This is a genomic window from Achromobacter pestifer (assembly GCF_902859625.1).
GTDB classification, from domain to species: Bacteria; Pseudomonadota; Gammaproteobacteria; order Burkholderiales; family Burkholderiaceae_B; genus Achromobacter; species Achromobacter pestifer.
Genome location: NZ_CADIJX010000001.1, coordinates 1,444,282 through 1,462,193, shown reverse-complemented (window position 1 = coordinate 1,462,193; position 17,912 = coordinate 1,444,282). Strand labels below are relative to the sequence as shown.

The 17,912-nt window shown below is 65.7% G+C and carries 16 protein-coding genes; 11 read left to right on the top strand and 5 right to left on the bottom strand.

Translation table 11 applies throughout. The features are described from left to right. The first annotated feature begins 7 nt into the window (after window positions 1–7). The 6 genes from HV753_RS06375 to HV753_RS06350 all read left to right on the top strand — a co-directional run bounded on the left by HV753_RS06375 (window position 8) and on the right by HV753_RS06350 (window position 5,523). Window positions 8–691, top strand: coding sequence for an RNA polymerase sigma factor (locus tag HV753_RS06375; RefSeq protein WP_175173535.1), 684 nt, complete (start codon window positions 8–10; stop codon window positions 689–691). Window positions 692–871: 180 nt separating this feature from the next. Next, on the top strand, window positions 872–2,053 hold the full coding sequence (locus tag HV753_RS06370; protein ID WP_175173534.1) for a CaiB/BaiF CoA transferase family protein: 1,182 nt from the start codon (window positions 872–874) through the stop codon (window positions 2,051–2,053). A gap of 67 nt (window positions 2,054–2,120) precedes the next feature. Next, window positions 2,121–2,864 (top strand): FadR/GntR family transcriptional regulator, encoded by a 744-nt coding sequence (locus HV753_RS06365; protein WP_425485880.1) that lies wholly within the window; start codon window positions 2,121–2,123, stop codon window positions 2,862–2,864. Beyond that, complete coding sequence (locus HV753_RS06360; RefSeq protein ID WP_175173532.1) at window positions 2,861–3,676, top strand: enoyl-CoA hydratase; 816 nt, start codon at window positions 2,861–2,863, stop codon at window positions 3,674–3,676. Before HV753_RS06365 ends, HV753_RS06360 begins: the two co-directional genes overlap by 4 nt. 176 nt (window positions 3,677–3,852) lie before the next feature. Beyond that, a complete protein-coding gene (locus HV753_RS06355; RefSeq protein WP_175173531.1) occupies window positions 3,853–4,842 on the top strand; it encodes a Bug family tripartite tricarboxylate transporter substrate binding protein in 990 nt (329 codons plus the stop codon). Between the two features lie 87 nt (window positions 4,843–4,929). Further along, a complete protein-coding gene (locus tag HV753_RS06350) occupies window positions 4,930–5,523 on the top strand; it encodes a nitroreductase family protein (RefSeq protein WP_175173530.1) in 594 nt (197 codons plus the stop codon). A gap of 42 nt (window positions 5,524–5,565) precedes the next feature. Here HV753_RS06350 and HV753_RS06345 read toward each other — a convergent pair whose 3' ends face one another. The 4 genes from HV753_RS06345 to HV753_RS06330 form a co-directional block, all read right to left on the bottom strand. Further along, window positions 5,566–6,531 carry a Bug family tripartite tricarboxylate transporter substrate binding protein gene (locus tag HV753_RS06345; protein ID WP_175173529.1) on the bottom strand — a complete coding sequence of 322 codons (966 nt, stop codon included), beginning with the start codon at window positions 6,529–6,531 and terminating at the stop codon, window positions 5,566–5,568. 83 nt (window positions 6,532–6,614) lie between these two features. Next, window positions 6,615–7,802, bottom strand: coding sequence for a CaiB/BaiF CoA transferase family protein (locus tag HV753_RS06340; protein WP_175173528.1), 1,188 nt, complete (start codon window positions 7,800–7,802; stop codon window positions 6,615–6,617). Beyond that, the gene (locus tag HV753_RS06335; RefSeq protein WP_175173527.1) at window positions 7,799–8,899 is read right to left on the bottom strand and encodes a hypothetical protein; all 1,101 of its coding nucleotides are present in this window, start codon (window positions 8,897–8,899) and stop codon (window positions 7,799–7,801) included. Before HV753_RS06335 ends, HV753_RS06340 begins: the two co-directional genes overlap by 4 nt. Window positions 8,900–8,901: 2 nt before the next feature. Further along, window positions 8,902–10,650: a TetR family transcriptional regulator gene (locus HV753_RS06330; protein WP_175173526.1), complete on the bottom strand. Its 1,749-nt coding sequence runs from the start codon at window positions 10,648–10,650 to the stop codon at window positions 8,902–8,904. Between the two features lie 180 nt (window positions 10,651–10,830). On the opposite strand from HV753_RS06330, the gene HV753_RS06325 reads away from it, so the two are divergent. The 5 genes from HV753_RS06325 (at window position 10,831) to lpdA (ending at window position 17,348) form a co-directional block, all read left to right on the top strand. Further along, window positions 10,831–12,018 (top strand): acyl-CoA dehydrogenase family protein, encoded by a 1,188-nt coding sequence (locus tag HV753_RS06325; protein WP_175173525.1) that lies wholly within the window; start codon window positions 10,831–10,833, stop codon window positions 12,016–12,018. A 291-nt stretch (window positions 12,019–12,309) separates the two neighbouring features. Continuing rightward, entirely contained in the window at window positions 12,310–13,542 is a 1,233-nt protein-coding gene (locus HV753_RS06320) for a 3-methyl-2-oxobutanoate dehydrogenase (2-methylpropanoyl-transferring) subunit alpha (protein ID WP_175173524.1), read from the top strand. A gap of 2 nt (window positions 13,543–13,544) precedes the next feature. Continuing rightward, window positions 13,545–14,588: an alpha-ketoacid dehydrogenase subunit beta gene (locus HV753_RS06315; protein WP_175173523.1), complete on the top strand. Its 1,044-nt coding sequence runs from the start codon at window positions 13,545–13,547 to the stop codon at window positions 14,586–14,588. Window position 14,589: 1 nt separating this feature from the next. After that, window positions 14,590–15,942: a dihydrolipoamide acetyltransferase family protein gene (locus HV753_RS06310; RefSeq protein WP_175173522.1), complete on the top strand. Its 1,353-nt coding sequence runs from the start codon at window positions 14,590–14,592 to the stop codon at window positions 15,940–15,942. A 2-nt stretch (window positions 15,943–15,944) separates the two neighbouring features. Continuing rightward, window positions 15,945–17,348, top strand: coding sequence for a dihydrolipoyl dehydrogenase (gene lpdA, locus HV753_RS06305; RefSeq protein ID WP_175173521.1), 1,404 nt, complete (start codon window positions 15,945–15,947; stop codon window positions 17,346–17,348). A 78-nt stretch (window positions 17,349–17,426) separates the two neighbouring features. Here the strand turns inward: lpdA and HV753_RS06300 are convergent, their stop codons facing one another. Next, window positions 17,427–17,888, bottom strand: coding sequence for a MaoC family dehydratase (locus tag HV753_RS06300; protein WP_175173520.1), 462 nt, complete (start codon window positions 17,886–17,888; stop codon window positions 17,427–17,429). Window positions 17,889–17,912 lie beyond the last annotated feature (24 nt).

Here is a 17,912-nt window from a genome sequence, read left to right as displayed (position 1 = left end):
CCTGAGCATGATGAACCCGATATCGATTGGCGCCCATCGGCCGTCTCCCGCCGTGCCACCGTCATGGTGCGAGGGCGATGCGCGGCGTGCGTCCCGGCGCTTGGCGTGGTCCGAGCCGCTTGCTGACTGTCGGCATGACGACAACGTGGACGGGGCCAAACCGACGGCCGCCATCCGCGCGGCCGGCATGGACAACGCGGCGCGCTTGCGCCATCAACTGAGCCACGGCTACGCAGCGCTGCATCGCCGGCTTACGCGGCGGTTGGGTTGTGCCGACCTGGCCGGCGAATGCCTGCACGAAACCTGGCTGCGGCTTGCCCGGCCGGTCGCGGGCGAGGTACGCAATGCAGAGGCCTATGTGTTCCGCATGGCGTGCCATCTTGCTATCGATCGCCTGCGCGCGCAGACGTCGTGGCTGTCGCTGGATGATCCGGGCGCCGGCCTGCCTGACCTGATCGACGATACCCCTGGCCCGCAACGCATTGTTGAGGGTAGAGCGGCGTTGTCGGTGCTTGCGCGCGTCATGGAGGGCTTGTCCCGGCAGCAACGGGCCGTGCTGGTCGCATTGCGAGTAGAGGGCCGAAGCCGCGGCGATACCGCGGACTGGCTGGGTATGTCGCCACGGTCGGTCGATACCGCGTTGCGCCAAGCGCTGCGAATTTGCGAGCAAGCCGTAACCGACATCGGCTGACCCTGGCAATCCCCCTAAGTTTCAGCAGGCTGATCCTAGGGAAACTCCCAGCCTTCAACCCGAATCGCGTCATTGTTCTGCTTCCAAGTGACATGTAAGATGTCCAACATCCAACAAATGATCGAAGCCCGCCCGCGTACCGGCACGCTTTTCGGTCAACAAGATGCGAGGCAGACAAACATGGACTCAAAACCGTTAAGCCGATTCACCGTGCTGGACCTGACCCGTGTGCGTTCGGGGCCTGCGGCCGTGCGGCAGTTCGCGGATTGGGGCGCCACGGTCATCAAGATCGAGGAACCCGGCGATGAGCAGGACGACAAGCCGGGCGGTTCCGCGCAGTTTGCCGATTACCAGAACACCCATCGCAACAAGCGCAGCGTCACGCTGAACCTGAAGCATCCCCAGGGCAGGGCGCTGTTCCTGGACCTGGTGCGGCAGGCGGACGTGGTCGTCGAGAACTACCGTCCCAGCGTGAAGTTCAAGCTGGGCATCGACTATGAGTCGTTGCGGCAGATCAATCCGGGAATCGTCTACGCCAGCGTGTCGGGCTTTGGACAAGATGGTCCCTATGCCAGCCGGCCGGGGCTGGACCAGATCGCGCAGGGCATCGGCGGACTGATGTCGGTGACGGGGGAACCCGGCCGAGGTCCGATGCGGGCCGGGATCCCCATTGCCGATCTGACCTCGGGCCTGTTTTGCGCCATAGGCATCTTCATTGCCTTGCTGGAGCGCGAGGTCTCGGGGCAGGGGCAGTGGGTGCAGACGTCGTTGCTGCAATCGCAGGTGTGGATGATGGATTTCCAGGCGATGCGCTGGCTCATGAACGGTGAAGTGCCGGGCCAAAGCGGCAACGACCATCCCACCAGCAGCCCGACCGGCGTGTTCCCCACGCGGGACGGCTATATGAACATCGCCGCCATGGGCAACGATATGTTCGCCCGCCTTTGCCGGGTGCTTGAAATTCCGGACCTGATCGATGATGAGCGGTTCCTGACGGTGCCGTTGCGCGCACGCCATCGCGCCGCGCTGAATGCGGCCATCGGAGAACGCACCGCCACCCGCGATACGGCCGATTGGATCGCGCGGATGAATGAGCAGGGCGTGCCTTGCGGCCCCATTCTGGGCATGGACCAGACGTTTGAAGATCCGCAGGTGCGCCACCTGAATCTCTGCCGCCAGATCCAGCATCCCGAGCTGGGGCCGATCTCGGTCGTGGGGCAACCCATGATCCTGAGCCGAACCGGTCCCGGGGACATGGCGCCCGCGCCTCAGCGGGGCGAACACAACGGCGACGTGTACGGAGGCATGCTCGGTCTGGCGCCGGCCGACCTGCGGCAACTGGCCCAGGACGGCGTGATCTGAAGCGCAAGGCTAATATCGCCGCCATGGCCGCCGGAAACTCGGCGGCCCCGACGGAGACAGCCCCATGATGAACGCCCCTTCCACTGCCGCCGACCAGGTTTTTTCCAGCCTTGGACGCCCTGACAATCTGCCCGACGAGATCGCGGCGCAGATTCGTCGGAAGATCGTCTCGGGCGAGTTCGAGCCCGGTCAACGGCTGCCCACGGAATTCGAGCTGGCCCAGATGTTCGCCGTCAGCCGGAATGTCGTGCGCGAAGCGATTGCCCGCCTGAAGCTGTCGGGGTATGTCGACACCCGGCGCGGCGTGGGCACCTTTGTGGCCCTGGACGTGGGTACGCGGAATTTCGAGATCGCGCCTGAAGATCTGCTGCAACCCGAGCCGCTGGTGCATATCTTCTGGCTGCGGGTTGAACTGGAATCCGGTGCGGCGGCCCAGGCGGCGCTGCACCGCACGCCCGAACAGGTCGACACGTTGCGCCAGGCGTTGCTGCGGGTCGACGCCGCGGGCAATGACTGGGAGGCGGGCGCCGACCACGCCCTGGACTTCCACATGGCGGTGGGCGAAGCCACCAACAATCCCTATTTCGTCCGTTTGCTGGCGCATCTGCGGCACGTGTTCCGCAGCGCCGTCCGGACCCTGCGCTACACCAGCGCCGGCACCGAACGGGTGGCAGAAATCGAACGCGAGCACCACCTGATTTTCGATGCAATCGCGGCCGGCGACAGCGACGCGGCGCGCTTGGCCATGCGCACGCATCTGACCAACGGCATTCAAAGACATCAGACAGTCATACAAGGAAAGCAACCGTGAACATCCAACGCATCCTGCAAGGCGAGATCACCGACCACATCGTGGCTGAAAAGCGCGGCGCGGTCGGCTGGCTGACATTCAACGATCCGCAGCGGCACAACGCCGTGTCGTATGCGATGTGGCAGGCCATTCCGATCGTGCTGGAGGCGTTCAAGCAGGATCGCGAGATTCGTGCAGTGGTGTTGCAGGGCGCGGGTGGCAAGGCATTCGTCAGCGGCGCGAACATTTCGCAGTTCGACACCTTGCGCAGCGGTGAAGAGGCCGTGCAGGAATACGAGCGCGTGGCCGAGGCCGCGCAACTGGCGCTGTATGACTACGACAAGCCCACGCTGGCGTACATCCAGGGCTATTGCATTGGCGGGGGGCTGAACATCGCCTTGTGCTGCGACATCCGGCTGGCCTCGGATGACAGTTCGTTTGCGATTCCGGCGGGCAAGCTGGGATTGGGCTACCGGTTGACCGCGATCCGCAACCTGGTCACGGCGGTGGGGCCTGCCAATGCGCTGGAGATCTTTTTGACCGCGGCGCGCTACACCGCGCAAGAGGCCAAAGGCCTTGGCCTGCTCAGCAAGGTGGCGCCTGCCGGCGAGCTGCCCGCCGTGCTGGACAAGATGCTGGCCCAGATTCAGGCCAATGCGCCGCTGACGCTGCGCGCGGGCAAGCGGATGATCCGCCAGATGCAGCAGTTGGGGCCCGAGGTTGACGTGGAGGGCATGCGCCAGCTGGTCATGGAGTGCTTCGAAAGCAACGACTATCGCGAGGGCCGCAAGGCGTTCGCGGAGAAAAGAGCGCCGGTGTTCACCGGCACCTGACGCCGGCGCCAGGCCGGATTCCCTTCGCAGGCTTCAGGCCACGCGCATTCCGGCGCGGCCAGGGGACGGCTGCGTCTTGAATCCGGCCGGGCTCTGGTTCCCCCGGCATCCGCCTCGACTTTCCGAAAAGGGCGGGCCACAGATCGCGCAAGCAGCGCGGCGACGAGGAGACAGTGATGAAAACGACTTCCCTGACATTGGCGGTGGCGGGACTGGCCTGGGCGTGCGCCGCGGCGCCGGTCCAGGCCCAAACCCAAGCCAGCTATCCCAGCCAGCCCATCCGCATCGTCGTGGGTTATGCGGCAGGCGGCACGACCGACATTCTGGCCCGCGCGCTGGGCGAACAATTAAGCAAAGAGCTCAAGCAGCCCATCATCATCGAGAACAAGGCAGGCGCCGCCGGCAACATCGCGGCGGCTTCGGTGCAGCAGTCCGCGCCTGACGGCTACACGCTGTTCATGGCTACCGTATCCAGCCACGGCATCAATCCGGCCGTGTACCGGAAGTCGCTGGGGTACGACCCCGTGGGCGGCTTCACGCCCGTCAGCATGATCGCGTCGATTCCCCTGGTGCTGGTCACCAACCCCAAGTTGCCGGTGGCCTCGGTCACGGATCTGGTTGAGCTGGCGCGCGGGAAACCGGGCGATCTGAACTATTCGTCCAGCGGCAACGGTTCTCCGGTGCACGTGGCCGGCGCCATGTTCGCGTCGGAAGCGCATGTGCAGATTCAGCACGTGCCGTACCGTGGCGGCGCCCTGGCGAATTCGTCCGTTATGAGCGGCGAGACGCAATTCAGCTTCGCAACGCTGCCTGCGGCGCTGCCGCAGGTCAAGGCCGGCAGTCTGCGAGCCCTTGCGGTGACGACGCGGGAACGCTCGAATGAGTTGCCGGACGTGCCCACGATTGCCGAAACGGCCCAGTTCAAAGGCTACGAGATCAACACCTGGAATGCGTTGATGGCGCCGAAGGGCACGCCCGACGCGGTGATCAACGTATTGAATCAGGCCGTTGCACGCGCGCTGGCCGTACCGGCCCTGCAAACCCGCTTCAAGGGAGAGGGCGCGACGCCCGGTGCAAGCAGCCCGGCCGAGTTGGGGAAGTTCGTAGACGCGGAATTGCTGCGGTGGGCGGCCGTCATCAAAGAAGTGAACATTCAGATTGAATGACCTCTGGCGTGGCGGGGGGATGGCGGGGGCGGGCGGCGACTTGGCGTAATATGAGAATCTGTTTCTTTCCCATTTGCGCCCGACTCAATGACCGTAACCACCACCGCCACGCCGTTGCACGCCCTGAACACGCGCCGTTCCGTGAAGTTCTTGCGGGGCCCGGCGCCCAAGCCCGACGAACTCGAACAGATCCTGCAAGCCGCCATGTCGGCCCCCGATCACGGCGCACTGCGTCCGTGGCGCTTTGTCGTGATTCAGGGCGAGGCCATCGGCAAGCTGGCTGACGTGGCGCTGGAAGCCGTCAAGCGTAGCGGCGACCCGCGCATGACGCCCGAAAAGGAAAAGTCGGTGCGGGAATGGATGGCCGGCGTGCCGCTGTTCATTGCCGTGGCGCAGAAGATCGCGCACGACAACACCAAGATCCCGGAACACGAACAACTGCTGGCCACGGGTTGCTCGGTCATGAACATCCTGAACGCCGTGCACATGCTGGGCTATGGCGCGTTCTGGAGCACCGGTGTCGGCACGTATGTGGAAGACGTCCAGAATGCGCTGGGCCTGGATGCGCTGGATTATCGCTTCCTGGGCTATCTGGCCATCGGCACGCCGGCTTGCGCCGTGCCGCCCGCCAACCGTCCGAACTTCCGCGACTTCGTCACGGAATGGACCGGCCCGGTATAAACGCGCAAACGGCGCCGGGCGTTTGACGCCCGGCGCCGCGTTTCAGTTGGGCTGCACGTTGGCGCGTTTCATGACGTCCAGCCATTTCTTGTTTTCCGATTCGGTGAAGGCCGCGAATTCGCCCGCATCCATCTTGCTGGGGATGATGCCATCGCTGGTCAACCGCTTGACGACCGCCGGCATGGCGGATGCGTCGCGCATGGTCTGGTTCAGCCGGTCCACCACGGCGCGCGGCGTGCCCTTCGGCACCCAATAGCCATACCACGACGTCACGTCGAATCCGGGGATGCCCGATTCAGCGATGGTGGGCACCTCGGGCAGCAGATCGATGCGCGAGGCCGACGTAATCGCCAACGCCCGCAGCTTGCCCGATTTGATCTGGGGCAGCGCACTGGCGACCGACGCATACAGCACGTCTATGTGCCCGCCCAGCACATCGGTCAGCGCCTGGCCCGTGCCGTTGTACGGGATGTGGGTGATCTGCACGCCCGTACTCAGGTTGACCAGTTCGCCCACCAGATGCGGCAGCGATCCCAGTCCACCCGATGCGAAGGTCACGCTGCCAGGCTTGGCGCGCGCCGTCTCGATCAGGTCGCGAAAGCTCTTGATGGGAGATTGGGTGCGCACAACCGCCACCATGGGGGCGAAGCCGAATACGCCGACGGGCGTGAAATCCTTCATGGGATCAAAGTGCAGCGTCTTGAAGATGCCCGCGTACATGACCTGGATCGAGGCGTTCATCAGCCCCGTGTAGCCGTCGGGCTTGCTCAGCGCCACGTCACGCGCGCCGATGGTTCCAGCCGCGCCCGCCCGCGATTCTATGACCAGTGGCTGGCCCAGCAGCTGGCTCATCTCGGGTGTGAGCATGCGGCCGAATATCTCGGTGGTGGATCCCGGTTGGTGCGGAACGACGATGCGCACGGGCTGCGTCGGAAAGTCGCCCGCGGCCATGGCAGTTGGGCCGGAAAGCAGTATGGCCGCAAGCAAAGGCAGGTGATGCAATTTCATGGTTGTCTCCTGTTGTCGTATTGCCGGAAGCCGCTGTGCCGCGGTTTTTTCTCGGATGCAGTGGAATCGTCCACTGCCGGATTTCAGTCCGGATCCCCTAGCGCACCGGCGTCGCGCAGCCGGGCGATGTCGGCGCTGCCGTAGCCGGCTTCCCGCAACACGTCGTCGCTGTGTTCGCCGGGTAGCGGAGGCAGCGTTCGCAGTGATGCCGGTGTCCGGCTGAGTTTCACGGGGAAGCCCGGGCCTCGGTAGTCGCCACGGGTCAGTGCCATTTGCCGGTGCGCCGCATGGGGGGTCGCGATCGCTTCGGCCACATTCAGGATCGGCGCAACCGGCACGCCTGCGGCCATCAAGGCGTCGGAGACTTCCCGGCCGTCACGATCCGCCAGCAGCCGCTCCAATTCCGCGCGCAGCTCGGCGCGGTGGGCGATGCGGTCCACATTGCAGAGGAACCTGGGGTCGCGGGCCAAAGCGGGCTCGCCCAATGCAGCGCATAGCGTGGCGAATTGGCGTTCGTTGCCCACTGCCACGTACACGGGAACGGTGGCGGTATCGAAGGCGTCGTAGGGTGCGATGTTGGGATGGCCATTGCCGGAGCGTTCCGGCACCTTGCCCGTCCATAAGTAGTTCGCCAGATGCGGGTGGGCGATGCTTAGCGCACAATCGTGCAGCGCGACGTCGCAAAGCTGTCCACGGCCGGATTTGGCGCGTTCGGCAAGCGCCGCCAGGACGGCGATCGCCGCTTGCATGCCGGTGCTTAGGTCCACCATGGGGACGCCCAGCCGCAGCGGCGGCCCGTCAGCGGTGCCGTTGACGCTCATCAGTCCGCAAGCCGCCTGCACTGCGGCGTCGTAGCCCGGCAGGCCGCCCAGCGGGCCATCGTCGCCGAAGCCGGTGATGCGGCAATGGATCAATCGTGGAAAGCGTTCGCACAATGCCGCGGGATCGGCGATCCCCCAAGACGCGAGCGTACTGGCCTTGAAGTTCTCGATCAGCACGTCTGCGGTGTCCAGCATGCGCCAAAAGACCTCGCGTGCGTCTTCGCGGTTCAGGTCCAGCACCACGCCGCGCTTGTTGCGGTTCAGCGCCTGGAAGTAGGCCGCGCCGCCCGCATTCACCGGCGGGCCGAAGGTGCGTGTTTCGTCGCCGCTGGGGGGTTCTACCTTGATGACGTCCGCGCCGTGGTCGCCCAGCATCTGGCCGCAATAGGGGCCGGCCAGCACGCGCGATGCATCGATCACGCGCAACCCGCTCAGGCTTGAACCGTTCATGTCCGCCCTCCCGGAATGGGGCCGGCCAGGATGCCGCGCGGAGCGATACGCCATTCAAAGGCGCCGTCTCCCTGGTCCAGGCGGCGCGTCACCTTCAAGTCCAGATGGCGATCATGGGCCGACAGCGCGCCTTCCAGCAGACAGTTCCAGGCGTCGAAGGCCGCGCCATGCAATTGCGTCAGACCAGCCATTAATTTCCAGGTGCTCTGGCGCACGCCAGGTGCGCCGCCGTCGTCGATCAGTTCGGCCTGGTCGCCTTGCGCCTGGGCCAGGGCGACCATGAAGCGCGCGAAGTCCTGCGCGCTGCCTTGGTCGGGAAGACCGAAGGCGGCGGCGGTGCTGCTGTAGAACTGCATGCCGATCAGGCGGGCAGTCATGCCGCCCAGCCAGGCGGCTTCGTGCGGGCCGTGCAACGCGATCAATTCGGGCAGCGCGGTGCGCACGTATTCCATGGCGTAGTTGCGCCGCGCTTTTTGCAGGCGGTCTTGCGGCCACGTCGCAGTCGGCAGGGTGGGGGCGCGGGATGGCTCGAATGCCGGGGCTTCCTCGCCACGAGCAAAGCGCAGGCGTTCGTCCTCCGGGATGTCGTGGTCGTATTCGCAGTAATAGCCTTCCAGGCCAGGCTGGCCGTCCATGGCTTGCTTGGTGCAAACGAAGCCCAACCGGCGCGTGCCCAGCGAGACGCCGTTATGGGCATGCCAGCCGCGCAGCACGGCGCGGGAGACTTCGCCAGGAATCGCGCAGAGCGCCGTGCCCTGCCAGGCCCAGCGCGGGGTGGGATAGCGCACCCAGACCTTGCGCGGCGTTTCTTCCATGTACTCCACCCGCACGCCGCCGATGGCGTTGGACAGGTAGTGGTAGCGCGCCGCCGCCACGGCGGGCGGCAGGCCGGTGATTCCCAGCTTTTCCAGCCCGGGCAGGAAGCGCTCCAGATGCTGCCTTCGGAAAATATGAAAGACCAGATCCGCCGCCTCGCGGCTGCTGCGGCGAGTGACCATCGTCATCACCAAGCCGGTGAAGTAGGCGTGGTACCACTCGGCGACTGCGCCCCAGCGGGCAGCGTCATCGGTGGTGGCAGGGGTAGGGGAGGCGTGCATCGTCATTGTCCCTGGGCGGTGGTTTCTGCCGGCATGTCCAGCAATGTGGCAGGCGCAGGCTGATAGGCTTGAGTCAGGCCGGACAGCACGAAGGTGGCCAGGTGCGCGGCCAGGCGGTCCCTGTCCGTCGGGGTTTCACCGGGGCGGGGCTGGTACCACATCGTCGTCCAGTTGATGGCGCCAAACAGCGGTTTGGCGGCCAGCCGGGCGTTCTGGCGGGGCAGTTCGCCGGCCTCGATGGCCTGGGCCAGCACGTTCACGAAGAGTTCTTCGTAGTGGTCGCGCAGGCTGATGACTTCGGCCAGGCGGGCGCGCTGTTCTTCGTTGATGCGGCCCATCAAGTGGGATTCCAGGCCCTGCACCGCTACGCGCTGATAGGAAAGATGCTTCATGACTTGCATGGCGTGCGCATAAGCCATGCGGTACAGCCTGTCGATCGCGCGGACGCCCGCCTGGCTGGCGATGGGTTCCACCGTGGCGATGTTCATCTCCAGCGCACGCTGATAGACCGCGGTGAACAGATGCGCCTTGCTGCGGTAATGGTGGTAGATGCTGCCTTTGGTCACGCCCAGCGCTTCGCCGATCTGGTCCAGCGTCGTGGTGTCGTAGGTTTGCTGCGTGAAGGCGTCTGCGGCGGCGTCAAGGATTTCCGCGACACGATCCGGCGGTTCGTCCGGGCGGGAGGTAGGGGCGTGAGACATGGCTCGGGTGGCTCCGGAAGACGGCAAAATGGAAGGAGGCTGAATGGCGCCGGCAAGCAGGACGGCTTGCGCCTCCAGCGGGCCGGCAGTGGCTTGATGGAGATGGCGCGACCGCAACAAGGTTTGAAGCGGAGAGGCGTCCACCGAGGCAGACGCGGCGGCATTTTTCAGGGCGGCTGCCAGCATGCGCTCGGCGGCCTCGCCAGCCGATAGCAGCGCCATGGCGCTTAGCAGCCGGATGTCCTGGTTGGCGTCAGCGGCGCGGCCGGCCTCTTGCAGCATGGCGCGCACTGCCGCGAGCGCGCTGGCGCAGGCCGCCAGTTCCAGCGCGCTGCGTGACGGCGCCGCATCAGCGGCGGGCAGCGTGCGGGTGGCGATTTCAAACGCCGCGAGCGCGACCCCGGTGGCTTGGGCCGCCGCAGCCAACCGACGCAGCGCATCGGTGCGCAACATGGCGTCGCGGGCCTGCCCGGCCGCGCCCAGCAAGCGTTCCGGCCGGACGCTGGCATCCAGCGTGACCGAGCCATTGGCCGAGCCTGATGGGGAGGGTTCGATGCCTTGGGTATCCGTGGGCAGCAGGAAAGCCGATACCGCCTCAGCTTCCGCATGGTGGGCAAACACCAGAAGCGGGGCGCCGGGGTCGGCACCGATCCAGGCCGACGTGCCTTGAATGCGCCACGCCCGGCCTTCCATCTGGGCGCTGAAGGCAGGCTGGCCACTGGCGGGGGCCAACGCATCCGCCAGGCAGGTGGCGGTACCGATCGCCGTTGGCTTGCCGCGCCTGGCGGGGGCAAGATCCGCGCAGGCCTCTGCCGCGCACCAGGCTGCCGCCAGCGTTACGGATAACACCGGGCGGTGGGCGGACAGAACCTCGAGCACGGCCAATACGGTAGCGGCCGGGGCAAGCTGCCGCACATCGCACAACGCGGCCAGGCCGCTATCGGTCAACGACGGGGGCCTGCCTTCGGGTTCGGGCTGCGCGGCGACAGCGCGCGCCTGCGTCAACCAGCGGGCCGGCACGGCGGGAGGAGGGGGCCAAGCAAGTGCCATCGGTTTCCATCCTTATGCGTATCAATCACCATACTGAAAGGTATGTTAGGAGCCATATGGCCAGATATCAATCGAAAAATGCCGTTGATATATAAGGAAAACCCTCGGGTATGAAATTGTCCATACTTATGAGTATGTGATTAGACTGTCACCTCCATAACCAGCAATCCGAGAACGCTCATGCGCACTGATTTTGTTCCGCTGCATCAACGCGAATCGATGGACCTTCCCTTCTTCGAGCCCGTCCATAGGGACTATTTGCAGCGGGTGGAGGCGTTTGCCGATGGGCGCAAGGATCCCCCCGCGACGCCGGCCAACGTGGACGCCTGCTGCCGCGATCTGGTGCGGGCGATGGGTAAGGCGGGCCTGCTGCGGGCGAGCGTGCCGCAGGCTTATGGCGGCGATGCGCCAACCGTCGAGTCGCGCAGGCTGGTGCTGGCCCGCGAAGCGCTGGCCTATCGCCACGGCCTGGCCGATTTTGCTTTTGCGATGCAGGGGTTGGGTAGCGGGGCCATCAGCCTGGCCGGGTCCGACGCGCTGAAAGCCCGGATCCTGCCTAACGTCGCCAGCGGTGAGTGCATTCCGGCATTCGCGCTGTCCGAGAAGGAGGCGGGTTCCGATGCCGCGGGCATGCAGTGCCGTGCCCGCCTTGAAGGCGATCACTACCTCATCAACGGCGAGAAGACCTGGATTTCCAATGGCGGCATAGCCGATGTCTACACCCTGTTCGCGCGCACCGAGGATGCGGCTGGCACGCGCGGGATTTCGGCGTTTGTGGTCTATCCCGACGACCCGGGCTTTTCGATCAGCGAACGCATCGATGTCATGGCGCCGCACCCCCTGGCCACGCTGCGCTTTGACAATCTGCGCATTCCGGCCGACCGCTTGCTGGGCGAGCCGGGGGAAGGATTCAAGTTGGCCATGCGGACCTTGGATATCTTCCGAGTGTCGGTGGCGGGCGCCGCGCTGGGTTTCGCGCGCCGCGCCTTCGACGAAGCGGTGGCCCATGCACGCAGCCGCCGGATGTTCGGCGGGGCCTTGGGTGACCTGCAATTGACGCAATCCAAGCTGGGCGACATGGCGGTGGCCATCGACTCGGCGGCGTTGCTGACGTATCGCGCCGCCTGGCGCCGGGACGCGCAGGGCTTGCCCACAACGCGCGAAGCCGCGATGGCCAAGCTTGCGGCTACCGAGAACGCGCAGGCGGTGGTGGACATGGCGTTGCAACTGTTCGGCGCACGCGGCGTGCGGGTAGGTGAAACGCTGGAAAGCCTGTATCGCGAGATCCGGGCGCTGCGCATTTACGAAGGGGCCAGCGAAGTGCAGAAGATCATCATCGCCCGCGACGCGCTGCGGGCCGCGGCCTGACCCTTTCATCGCTGCCTGAAGACTGCCTGCGGACGGCCCGCGCGCTCAGCCGTGGCGCGGGCGGCAGCGCCCGGATGGGCGCTGCCATTGGCCTGGCGGGGCGGACTGCCTGCGCGCGCCTGCCGCCACGCGGGTCACACAACGGCGCAGACGCCTGTGCTATTGTCGTTAACCGGCCGCCTATGATCATCCTTTGGGCGGGCCGGCGATGGTGCGGTTCGAGGCTACCCCCTTGTTCCGTGTCCTTGGTAGGAAGAAAACGCATGACACGATCAAGCGTGGAGACAAAATATGAGCCAATATGGGCCGTTGAAGTTGCACGTCCCCGAGCCCACAGGGCGTCCGGGTTGCAAGACTGACTTTTCCTATCTGCATCTATCGCCGCCCGGCGAGGTGCCCAAACCCCCCATTGATGTTGCTGCCGTCGAGACCGGCCCGTTGGCGTATAGCCTGGTCCGGGTGCTTGACGACGACGGTCGTGCGGTCGGCCCCTGGGCGCCAGAGATCAGCCACGAACAACTGCGCGCCGGCATGCGGGCCATGCTGAAAACGCGCATCTTCGACGGGCGCATGCTGACCGCGCAGCGCAAGAAGAAGATCTCGTTCTACATGCAGAGCCTGGGCGAAGAAGCCATTGGCTCCGCCCATGCGATGGCGTTGGAACAGGGCGACATGTGTTTCCCGACCTATCGCCAGCAGAGCTTGCTGCTGTCGCGCGATGTGTCGCTGGTGACCATGATGTGCCAGCTGATGTCCAACGAGCGCGACCCGCTCAAGGGCCGCCAACTGCCGGTGATGTATTCCGACCGTGAAAACGGTTTCTTCACCATTTCCGGCAACCTGGCCACGCAGTTCATTCAGGCCGTGGGCTGGGCCATGGCATCCGCCATCAAGGGCGATACGCGCATCGCGTCGGCCTGGATCGGCGACGGCGCCACGGCCGAGGCCGACTTCCATACCGCGCTGACCTTTGCGCACGTGTACCGCGCGCCGGTCATCCTGAATGTGGTCAACAACCAGTGGGCCATTTCCACTTTCCAGGCGATTGCCGGCGGCGAAGGCGCGACCTTCGCGGGCCGCGGCGTAGGCTGCGGCATCGCGTCGCTGCGCGTGGATGGCAATGATTTCCTGGCGGTCTATTCCGCCTCGCGCTGGGCCGCCGAGCGCGCCCGCCGCAATCTGGGCCCGACCCTGATCGAATGGGTGACGTACCGCGCAGGTCCGCACTCGACTTCCGACGACCCCTCCAAGTACCGCCCCGGCGACGACTGGGCGCACTTCCCGCTGGGCGACCCGATCGAACGCTTCAAGAAGCACCTGATCGGCCTGGGCATCTGGTCCGACGCCGAGCACGACGCCGTGCGCGCGGAACTCGACGCCGAGATCGTGGCGGCCCAGAAGGAAGCGGAAAGCTACGGCACCCTGGTGGACGGCCACGTCCCCAGCGCCGCCAGCATCTTTGAAGACGTCTACAAGGACATGCCGGAGCATCTGCGCCGGCAGCGCCAGCAGCTCGGAGTCTGATCATGGCCATTGATAACAACGCTGGTCCGGCCTCTGCGCCGATGACCATGATCCAGGCTTTGCGCTCGGCCATGGATGTGATGCTGGAGCGTGACAACAACGTCGTCGTGTTCGGACAGGACGTCGGGTATTTCGGCGGTGTGTTCCGCTGCACCGAGGGCTTGCAGACCAAGTACGGCAGTTCGCGCGTGTTCGACACGCCGATTTCCGAAGGCGGCATCGTGGGCGTGGCGGTGGGCATGGGCGCCTACGGCCTGCGCCCCGTGTGCGAGATCCAATTCGCCGACTACTTCTATCCTGCGTCCGACCAGATCGTGTCGGAAGCCGCGCGCCTGCGCTACCGCTCGGTGGGCGAGTTCATTGCCCCGATGACGATCCGCATGCCTTGCGGCGGCGGCATCTATGGCGGGCAGACGCACAGCCAGAGCCCCGAGGCCATGTTCACCCAGGTGTGCGGGCTGCGCACGGTGATGCCGTCCAATCCGTACGACGCCAAGGGCCTCTTGATTGCCGCCATCGAAAACGATGATCCGGTGATCTTCCTGGAGCCCAAGCGCCTGTACAACGGCCCCTTCGACGGTCACCACGACCGTCCGGTGACGCCGTGGACCGGGCGTCCGGGCAGCATCGTTCCCACGGGTTACTACACCGTGCCGCTGGAGTCGGCCGCCATCGTGCGCCCCGGCTCGGCGCTGACGGTGTTGACCTATGGCACCACGGTTCACGTGTCGCTGACCGCGGCCGAAGAAGCGGGCATCGACGCCGAGATCATCGATCTGCGCAGCCTCTGGCCGCTGGATCTGGACACCATCGTGAATTCGGTGAAGAAGACCGGCCGCTGCGTGGTGGTGCATGAAGCCACGCGCACCTGCGGCTTTGGCGCGGAACTGATTTCGCTGGTGCAAGAACATTGCTTCCATCACCTTGAGGCGCCCGTCGAACGTGTGACCGGTTGGGATACTCCCTACCCGCATGCGCAGGAATGGGCGTACTTCCCCGGCCCGCGCCGGGTTGGCGAAGCGTTCAAACGCGCGATGGAGGTGTGAGATGGGGATTCATATCATCAAGATGCCTGACATTGGCGAAGGCATTGCCGAAGTCGAATTGGTGGGTTGGCACGTCAAGGTGGGCGATACCGTCGCCGAAGATCAGCCGCTGGCCGATGTGATGACGGACAAGGCCACGGTGGAGATTCCATCGCCTGTCGTGGGCAAGGTGGTGGCGCTGGGCGGGGACGTGGGCCAGGTCATGGCCGTGGGCGGAGAACTGATCCGCCTGGAAGTGGAAGGCGAGGGCAACGCGCGCGCAGGCACGCCTGCGCCGCAGAAGGCGGCCGCCGCTGCCGTGGAAGCATCCACGCCCGCGCCCGCCAAGGCGGACAACGCCGCAGCGGCTACCGCAGGCGGCATCGCGGGCCAGATCGCCGCGTCCGTGTCGCCGCAGGCAAGTCCGGCGCGCACGGCACCGCAAGCCGCTTCGCGTCCGGCCGCCGCGGCCATGCCAACGGTTGCCCGCCAAGCGGGCGAGAAACCGCTGGCGTCGCCCGCCGTGCGCAAGCGCGCCTGGGATCTGGGCCTGGAACTGCGCTACGTCCAAGGCAGTGGCCCGGCTGGCCGAGTCATGCACGAAGACCTGGATGCCTACTTGCAGTCGCAAGGCACCGGCAGCGCCGTGCGTGGCGGATCCGCCTATGCCCAGCGCAATGACGAAGAGGCCGTGCCCGTCATCGGCCTGCGCCGGAAGATCGCGCAGAAGATGGCGGAATCCAAACGCCGCATTCCGCACTTCAGCTATGTCGAGGAAATCGACGTGACTGAACTGGAGGACTTGCGCGTTCAGCTCAATCTGAAGTGGGGCGAGTCGCGCGGCAAGTTGACCTTGCTGCCGCTGCTGGCGCGCGCCATGGTCGTGGCGCTGCGGGACTTCCCGCAGATCAATGCGCGCTATGACGACGAAGGTGGCGTGGTGACGCGCTACGGCGCCGTTCACATCGGCATCGCCACGCAAAGCGACGGTGGGTTGATGGTGCCGGTGATGCGTCACGCCGAGACGCGCGACCTCTGGTCCATGGCGGCCGAGATCGGCCGGCTGGCGCAGGCCGTGCGTACCGGCAGCGCCGGGCGCGACGAGCTGTCCGGGTCGACCATCACCATCACCAGCCTGGGTCCGTTGGGCGGGATTGTCACGACGCCGGTCATCAACCATCCGGAAGTCGGCATCGTCGGCGTGAACCGCATCGTTGAACGGCCTGCCTTCCGCAACGGTGCCGTGGTGGCGCGCAAGCTGATGAACCTGTCGTCGTCCTTCGACCACCGCGTGGTGGACGGCATGGACGCGGCGCGATTCATCCAGGCGGTGCGTGCGCTGCTGGAACAACCCGCGCTGCTTTTCGTGGAGTAAGCATGAGCCAGATCACAAAGACAACGACCTTGCTGGTGATCGGCGGCGGCCCCGGCGGCTACGTGGCCGCCATCCGCGCCGGCCAATTGGGGGTGCCGACCCTTCTTGTCGAAGGCGGCGAACTGGGCGGCACTTGCCTGAACATTGGCTGCATTCCGTCCAAGGCGCTGATCCACGCGGCCGAGGAATTCGACAAGGCGCTCCATTACGCGGGCCAGTCGCCGCTGGGCATTTCGGTGTCTGCTCCCAGCATCGATATTGCGCAGACCGTGGCCTGGAAAGACGGCATCGTCGGCAAATTGACGGGCGGCGTCGCCGCGCTGTTGAAGAAGAACGGCGTGCAAGTGGTGCAGGGCTGGGCCAGCCTGCTGGACGGCAAGACCGCGGAAGTGGCCCTGGCCGACGGCGGCAGCCTGCGCATTCAATGCGAACACCTGCTGTTGGCGGCGGGTTCCGAACCCACGCCGCTTGTGTCCATGCCGTTTGGCGGCATCGTGGTGTCGTCCACCGAAGCGCTGTCGCCAGACAGCATTCCCAAGCAGTTGGTGGTGGTCGGGGGCGGCTACATCGGCCTGGAACTGGGCACCGTGTACCGCAAGCTGGGCGCCGAGGTGGCCGTGGTGGAAGCGCAGGACCGCATCCTGCCGACCTACGACGCCGAGCTGACCAAGCCCGTGGCGGCCGCGCTGACGAAGATGGGCGTGGCGTTGCATCTGAACCGCAAGGTACTGGGCCTGAATGGCACGGGCGATGCGGTGCGGGTGCAGGATGCTACGGGCGTCGAGACCCAATTGCCTGCCGACCGTGTACTGATCGCGGTGGGGCGCCGTCCTCGCACGCAGGGTTGGGGGCTGGAAAGCCTGCAACTGGACCGCAAGGGCAACGCGCTGCGTATCGATGACCAGTGCCGCACGTCCATGCGCGACGTCTGGGCCATCGGCGATATCGCCGGCGAACCCATGCTGGCGCATCGCGCCATGGCGCAGGGTGAAATGGTGGCCGAGCTGGTGGCCGGCAAACGCCGGCATTTCCAGCCGGCGTCCATACCCGCCGTGTGCTTCACCGACCCCGAGGTCGTGGTGGCGGGCTTGTCGCCCGCCGAGGCGGAAAGCGCGGGGCTGGATTGCCTGGCGGCTTCCTTCCCGTTCGCCGCCAACGGCCGCGCCATGACGCTGGAGTCCACCGACGGGTTTGTCCGCGTGGTGGCCCGGCGCGACAACCACTTGATCGTGGGCTGGCAGGCAGTGGGGCGCGGGGTTTCTGAACTATCGACGGCGTTCGGCCAGTCGCTGGAGATGGGCGCCACCCTGGAAGACGTGGCGGGCACCATCCACGCGCATCCAACCTTGGGCGAAGCCGTGCAGGAAGCGGCGTTGAAGGCATTGGGACACGCGCTGCATATCTAGCGCGTCAGTTTCCGGCGCCGGCCTCAGCGCCAATCCAAACCGCCGCGTTCCGCTTCGCCGGGACGCGGCGGTTTGTCTTCAGGCCGCGCGTTTACGCAGCAGATACTTCTGTTCGCCGTCCATCACCACCACGTCCTGCTGGTTGCGCACTTCACTGCGCATCGTGAGCACGCCGGTGCTGCGCCCGGGCTGCAAACCGGTCACGCACAGGGATGCATACAAGGTGTCGCCCACAAAAACCGGCTTGAGAAAGCGGCTGCTCTGCTCCAGGAAGGCTTTCAGTGAATCCTCCACCATGTGCGGGAACAGGCCGGCGCCCGCTGCCGTCTGGATGACCACCTGAAAGCCGTGCGCCAGCATGTGCGGCATGCCATGGGCGCGGCAGTATTCCACGTCGTAATGCACGGGATGGTTGTCGCCGCTGGCCAATTGAAAGGCGGCAAACAGCGCGTCGGTCATGGTGCGGGAAGGCAGGTTGAAGACTTCTCCAATCTGGAAGTCCTCAAAAAAGCGCTGGGCGCATAGTTGGTGCTTGATCATGCGGGGTTCCTGTTCTGGATGAGG

Excerpts from the sequence above, each read along its gene's own strand:
- HV753_RS06375 (WP_175173535.1), top strand. The coding sequence starts at position 8 with ATGATGAACCCGATATCGATTGGCGCCCATCGGCCGTCTCCCGCCGTG.
- HV753_RS06370 (WP_175173534.1), top strand. The coding sequence starts at position 872 with ATGGACTCAAAACCGTTAAGCCGATTCACCGTGCTGGACCTGACCCGT.
- HV753_RS06365 (WP_425485880.1), top strand. The coding sequence starts at position 2,121 with ATGAACGCCCCTTCCACTGCCGCCGACCAGGTTTTTTCCAGCCTTGGA.
- HV753_RS06355 (WP_175173531.1), top strand. The coding sequence starts at position 3,853 with ATGAAAACGACTTCCCTGACATTGGCGGTGGCGGGACTGGCCTGGGCG.
- HV753_RS06350 (WP_175173530.1), top strand. The coding sequence starts at position 4,930 with ATGACCGTAACCACCACCGCCACGCCGTTGCACGCCCTGAACACGCGC.
- HV753_RS06345 (WP_175173529.1), bottom strand. The coding sequence starts at position 6,531 with ATGAAATTGCATCACCTGCCTTTGCTTGCGGCCATACTGCTTTCCGGC.
- HV753_RS06340 (WP_175173528.1), bottom strand. The coding sequence starts at position 7,802 with ATGAACGGTTCAAGCCTGAGCGGGTTGCGCGTGATCGATGCATCGCGC.
- HV753_RS06335 (WP_175173527.1), bottom strand. The coding sequence starts at position 8,899 with ATGCACGCCTCCCCTACCCCTGCCACCACCGATGACGCTGCCCGCTGG.
- HV753_RS06330 (WP_175173526.1), bottom strand. The coding sequence starts at position 10,650 with ATGGCACTTGCTTGGCCCCCTCCTCCCGCCGTGCCGGCCCGCTGGTTG.
- HV753_RS06325 (WP_175173525.1), top strand. The coding sequence starts at position 10,831 with ATGCGCACTGATTTTGTTCCGCTGCATCAACGCGAATCGATGGACCTT.
- HV753_RS06320 (WP_175173524.1), top strand. The coding sequence starts at position 12,310 with ATGAGCCAATATGGGCCGTTGAAGTTGCACGTCCCCGAGCCCACAGGG.
- HV753_RS06315 (WP_175173523.1), top strand. The coding sequence starts at position 13,545 with ATGGCCATTGATAACAACGCTGGTCCGGCCTCTGCGCCGATGACCATG.
- HV753_RS06310 (WP_175173522.1), top strand. The coding sequence starts at position 14,590 with ATGGGGATTCATATCATCAAGATGCCTGACATTGGCGAAGGCATTGCC.
- lpdA (WP_175173521.1), top strand. The coding sequence starts at position 15,945 with ATGAGCCAGATCACAAAGACAACGACCTTGCTGGTGATCGGCGGCGGC.
- HV753_RS06300 (WP_175173520.1), bottom strand. The coding sequence starts at position 17,888 with ATGATCAAGCACCAACTATGCGCCCAGCGCTTTTTTGAGGACTTCCAG.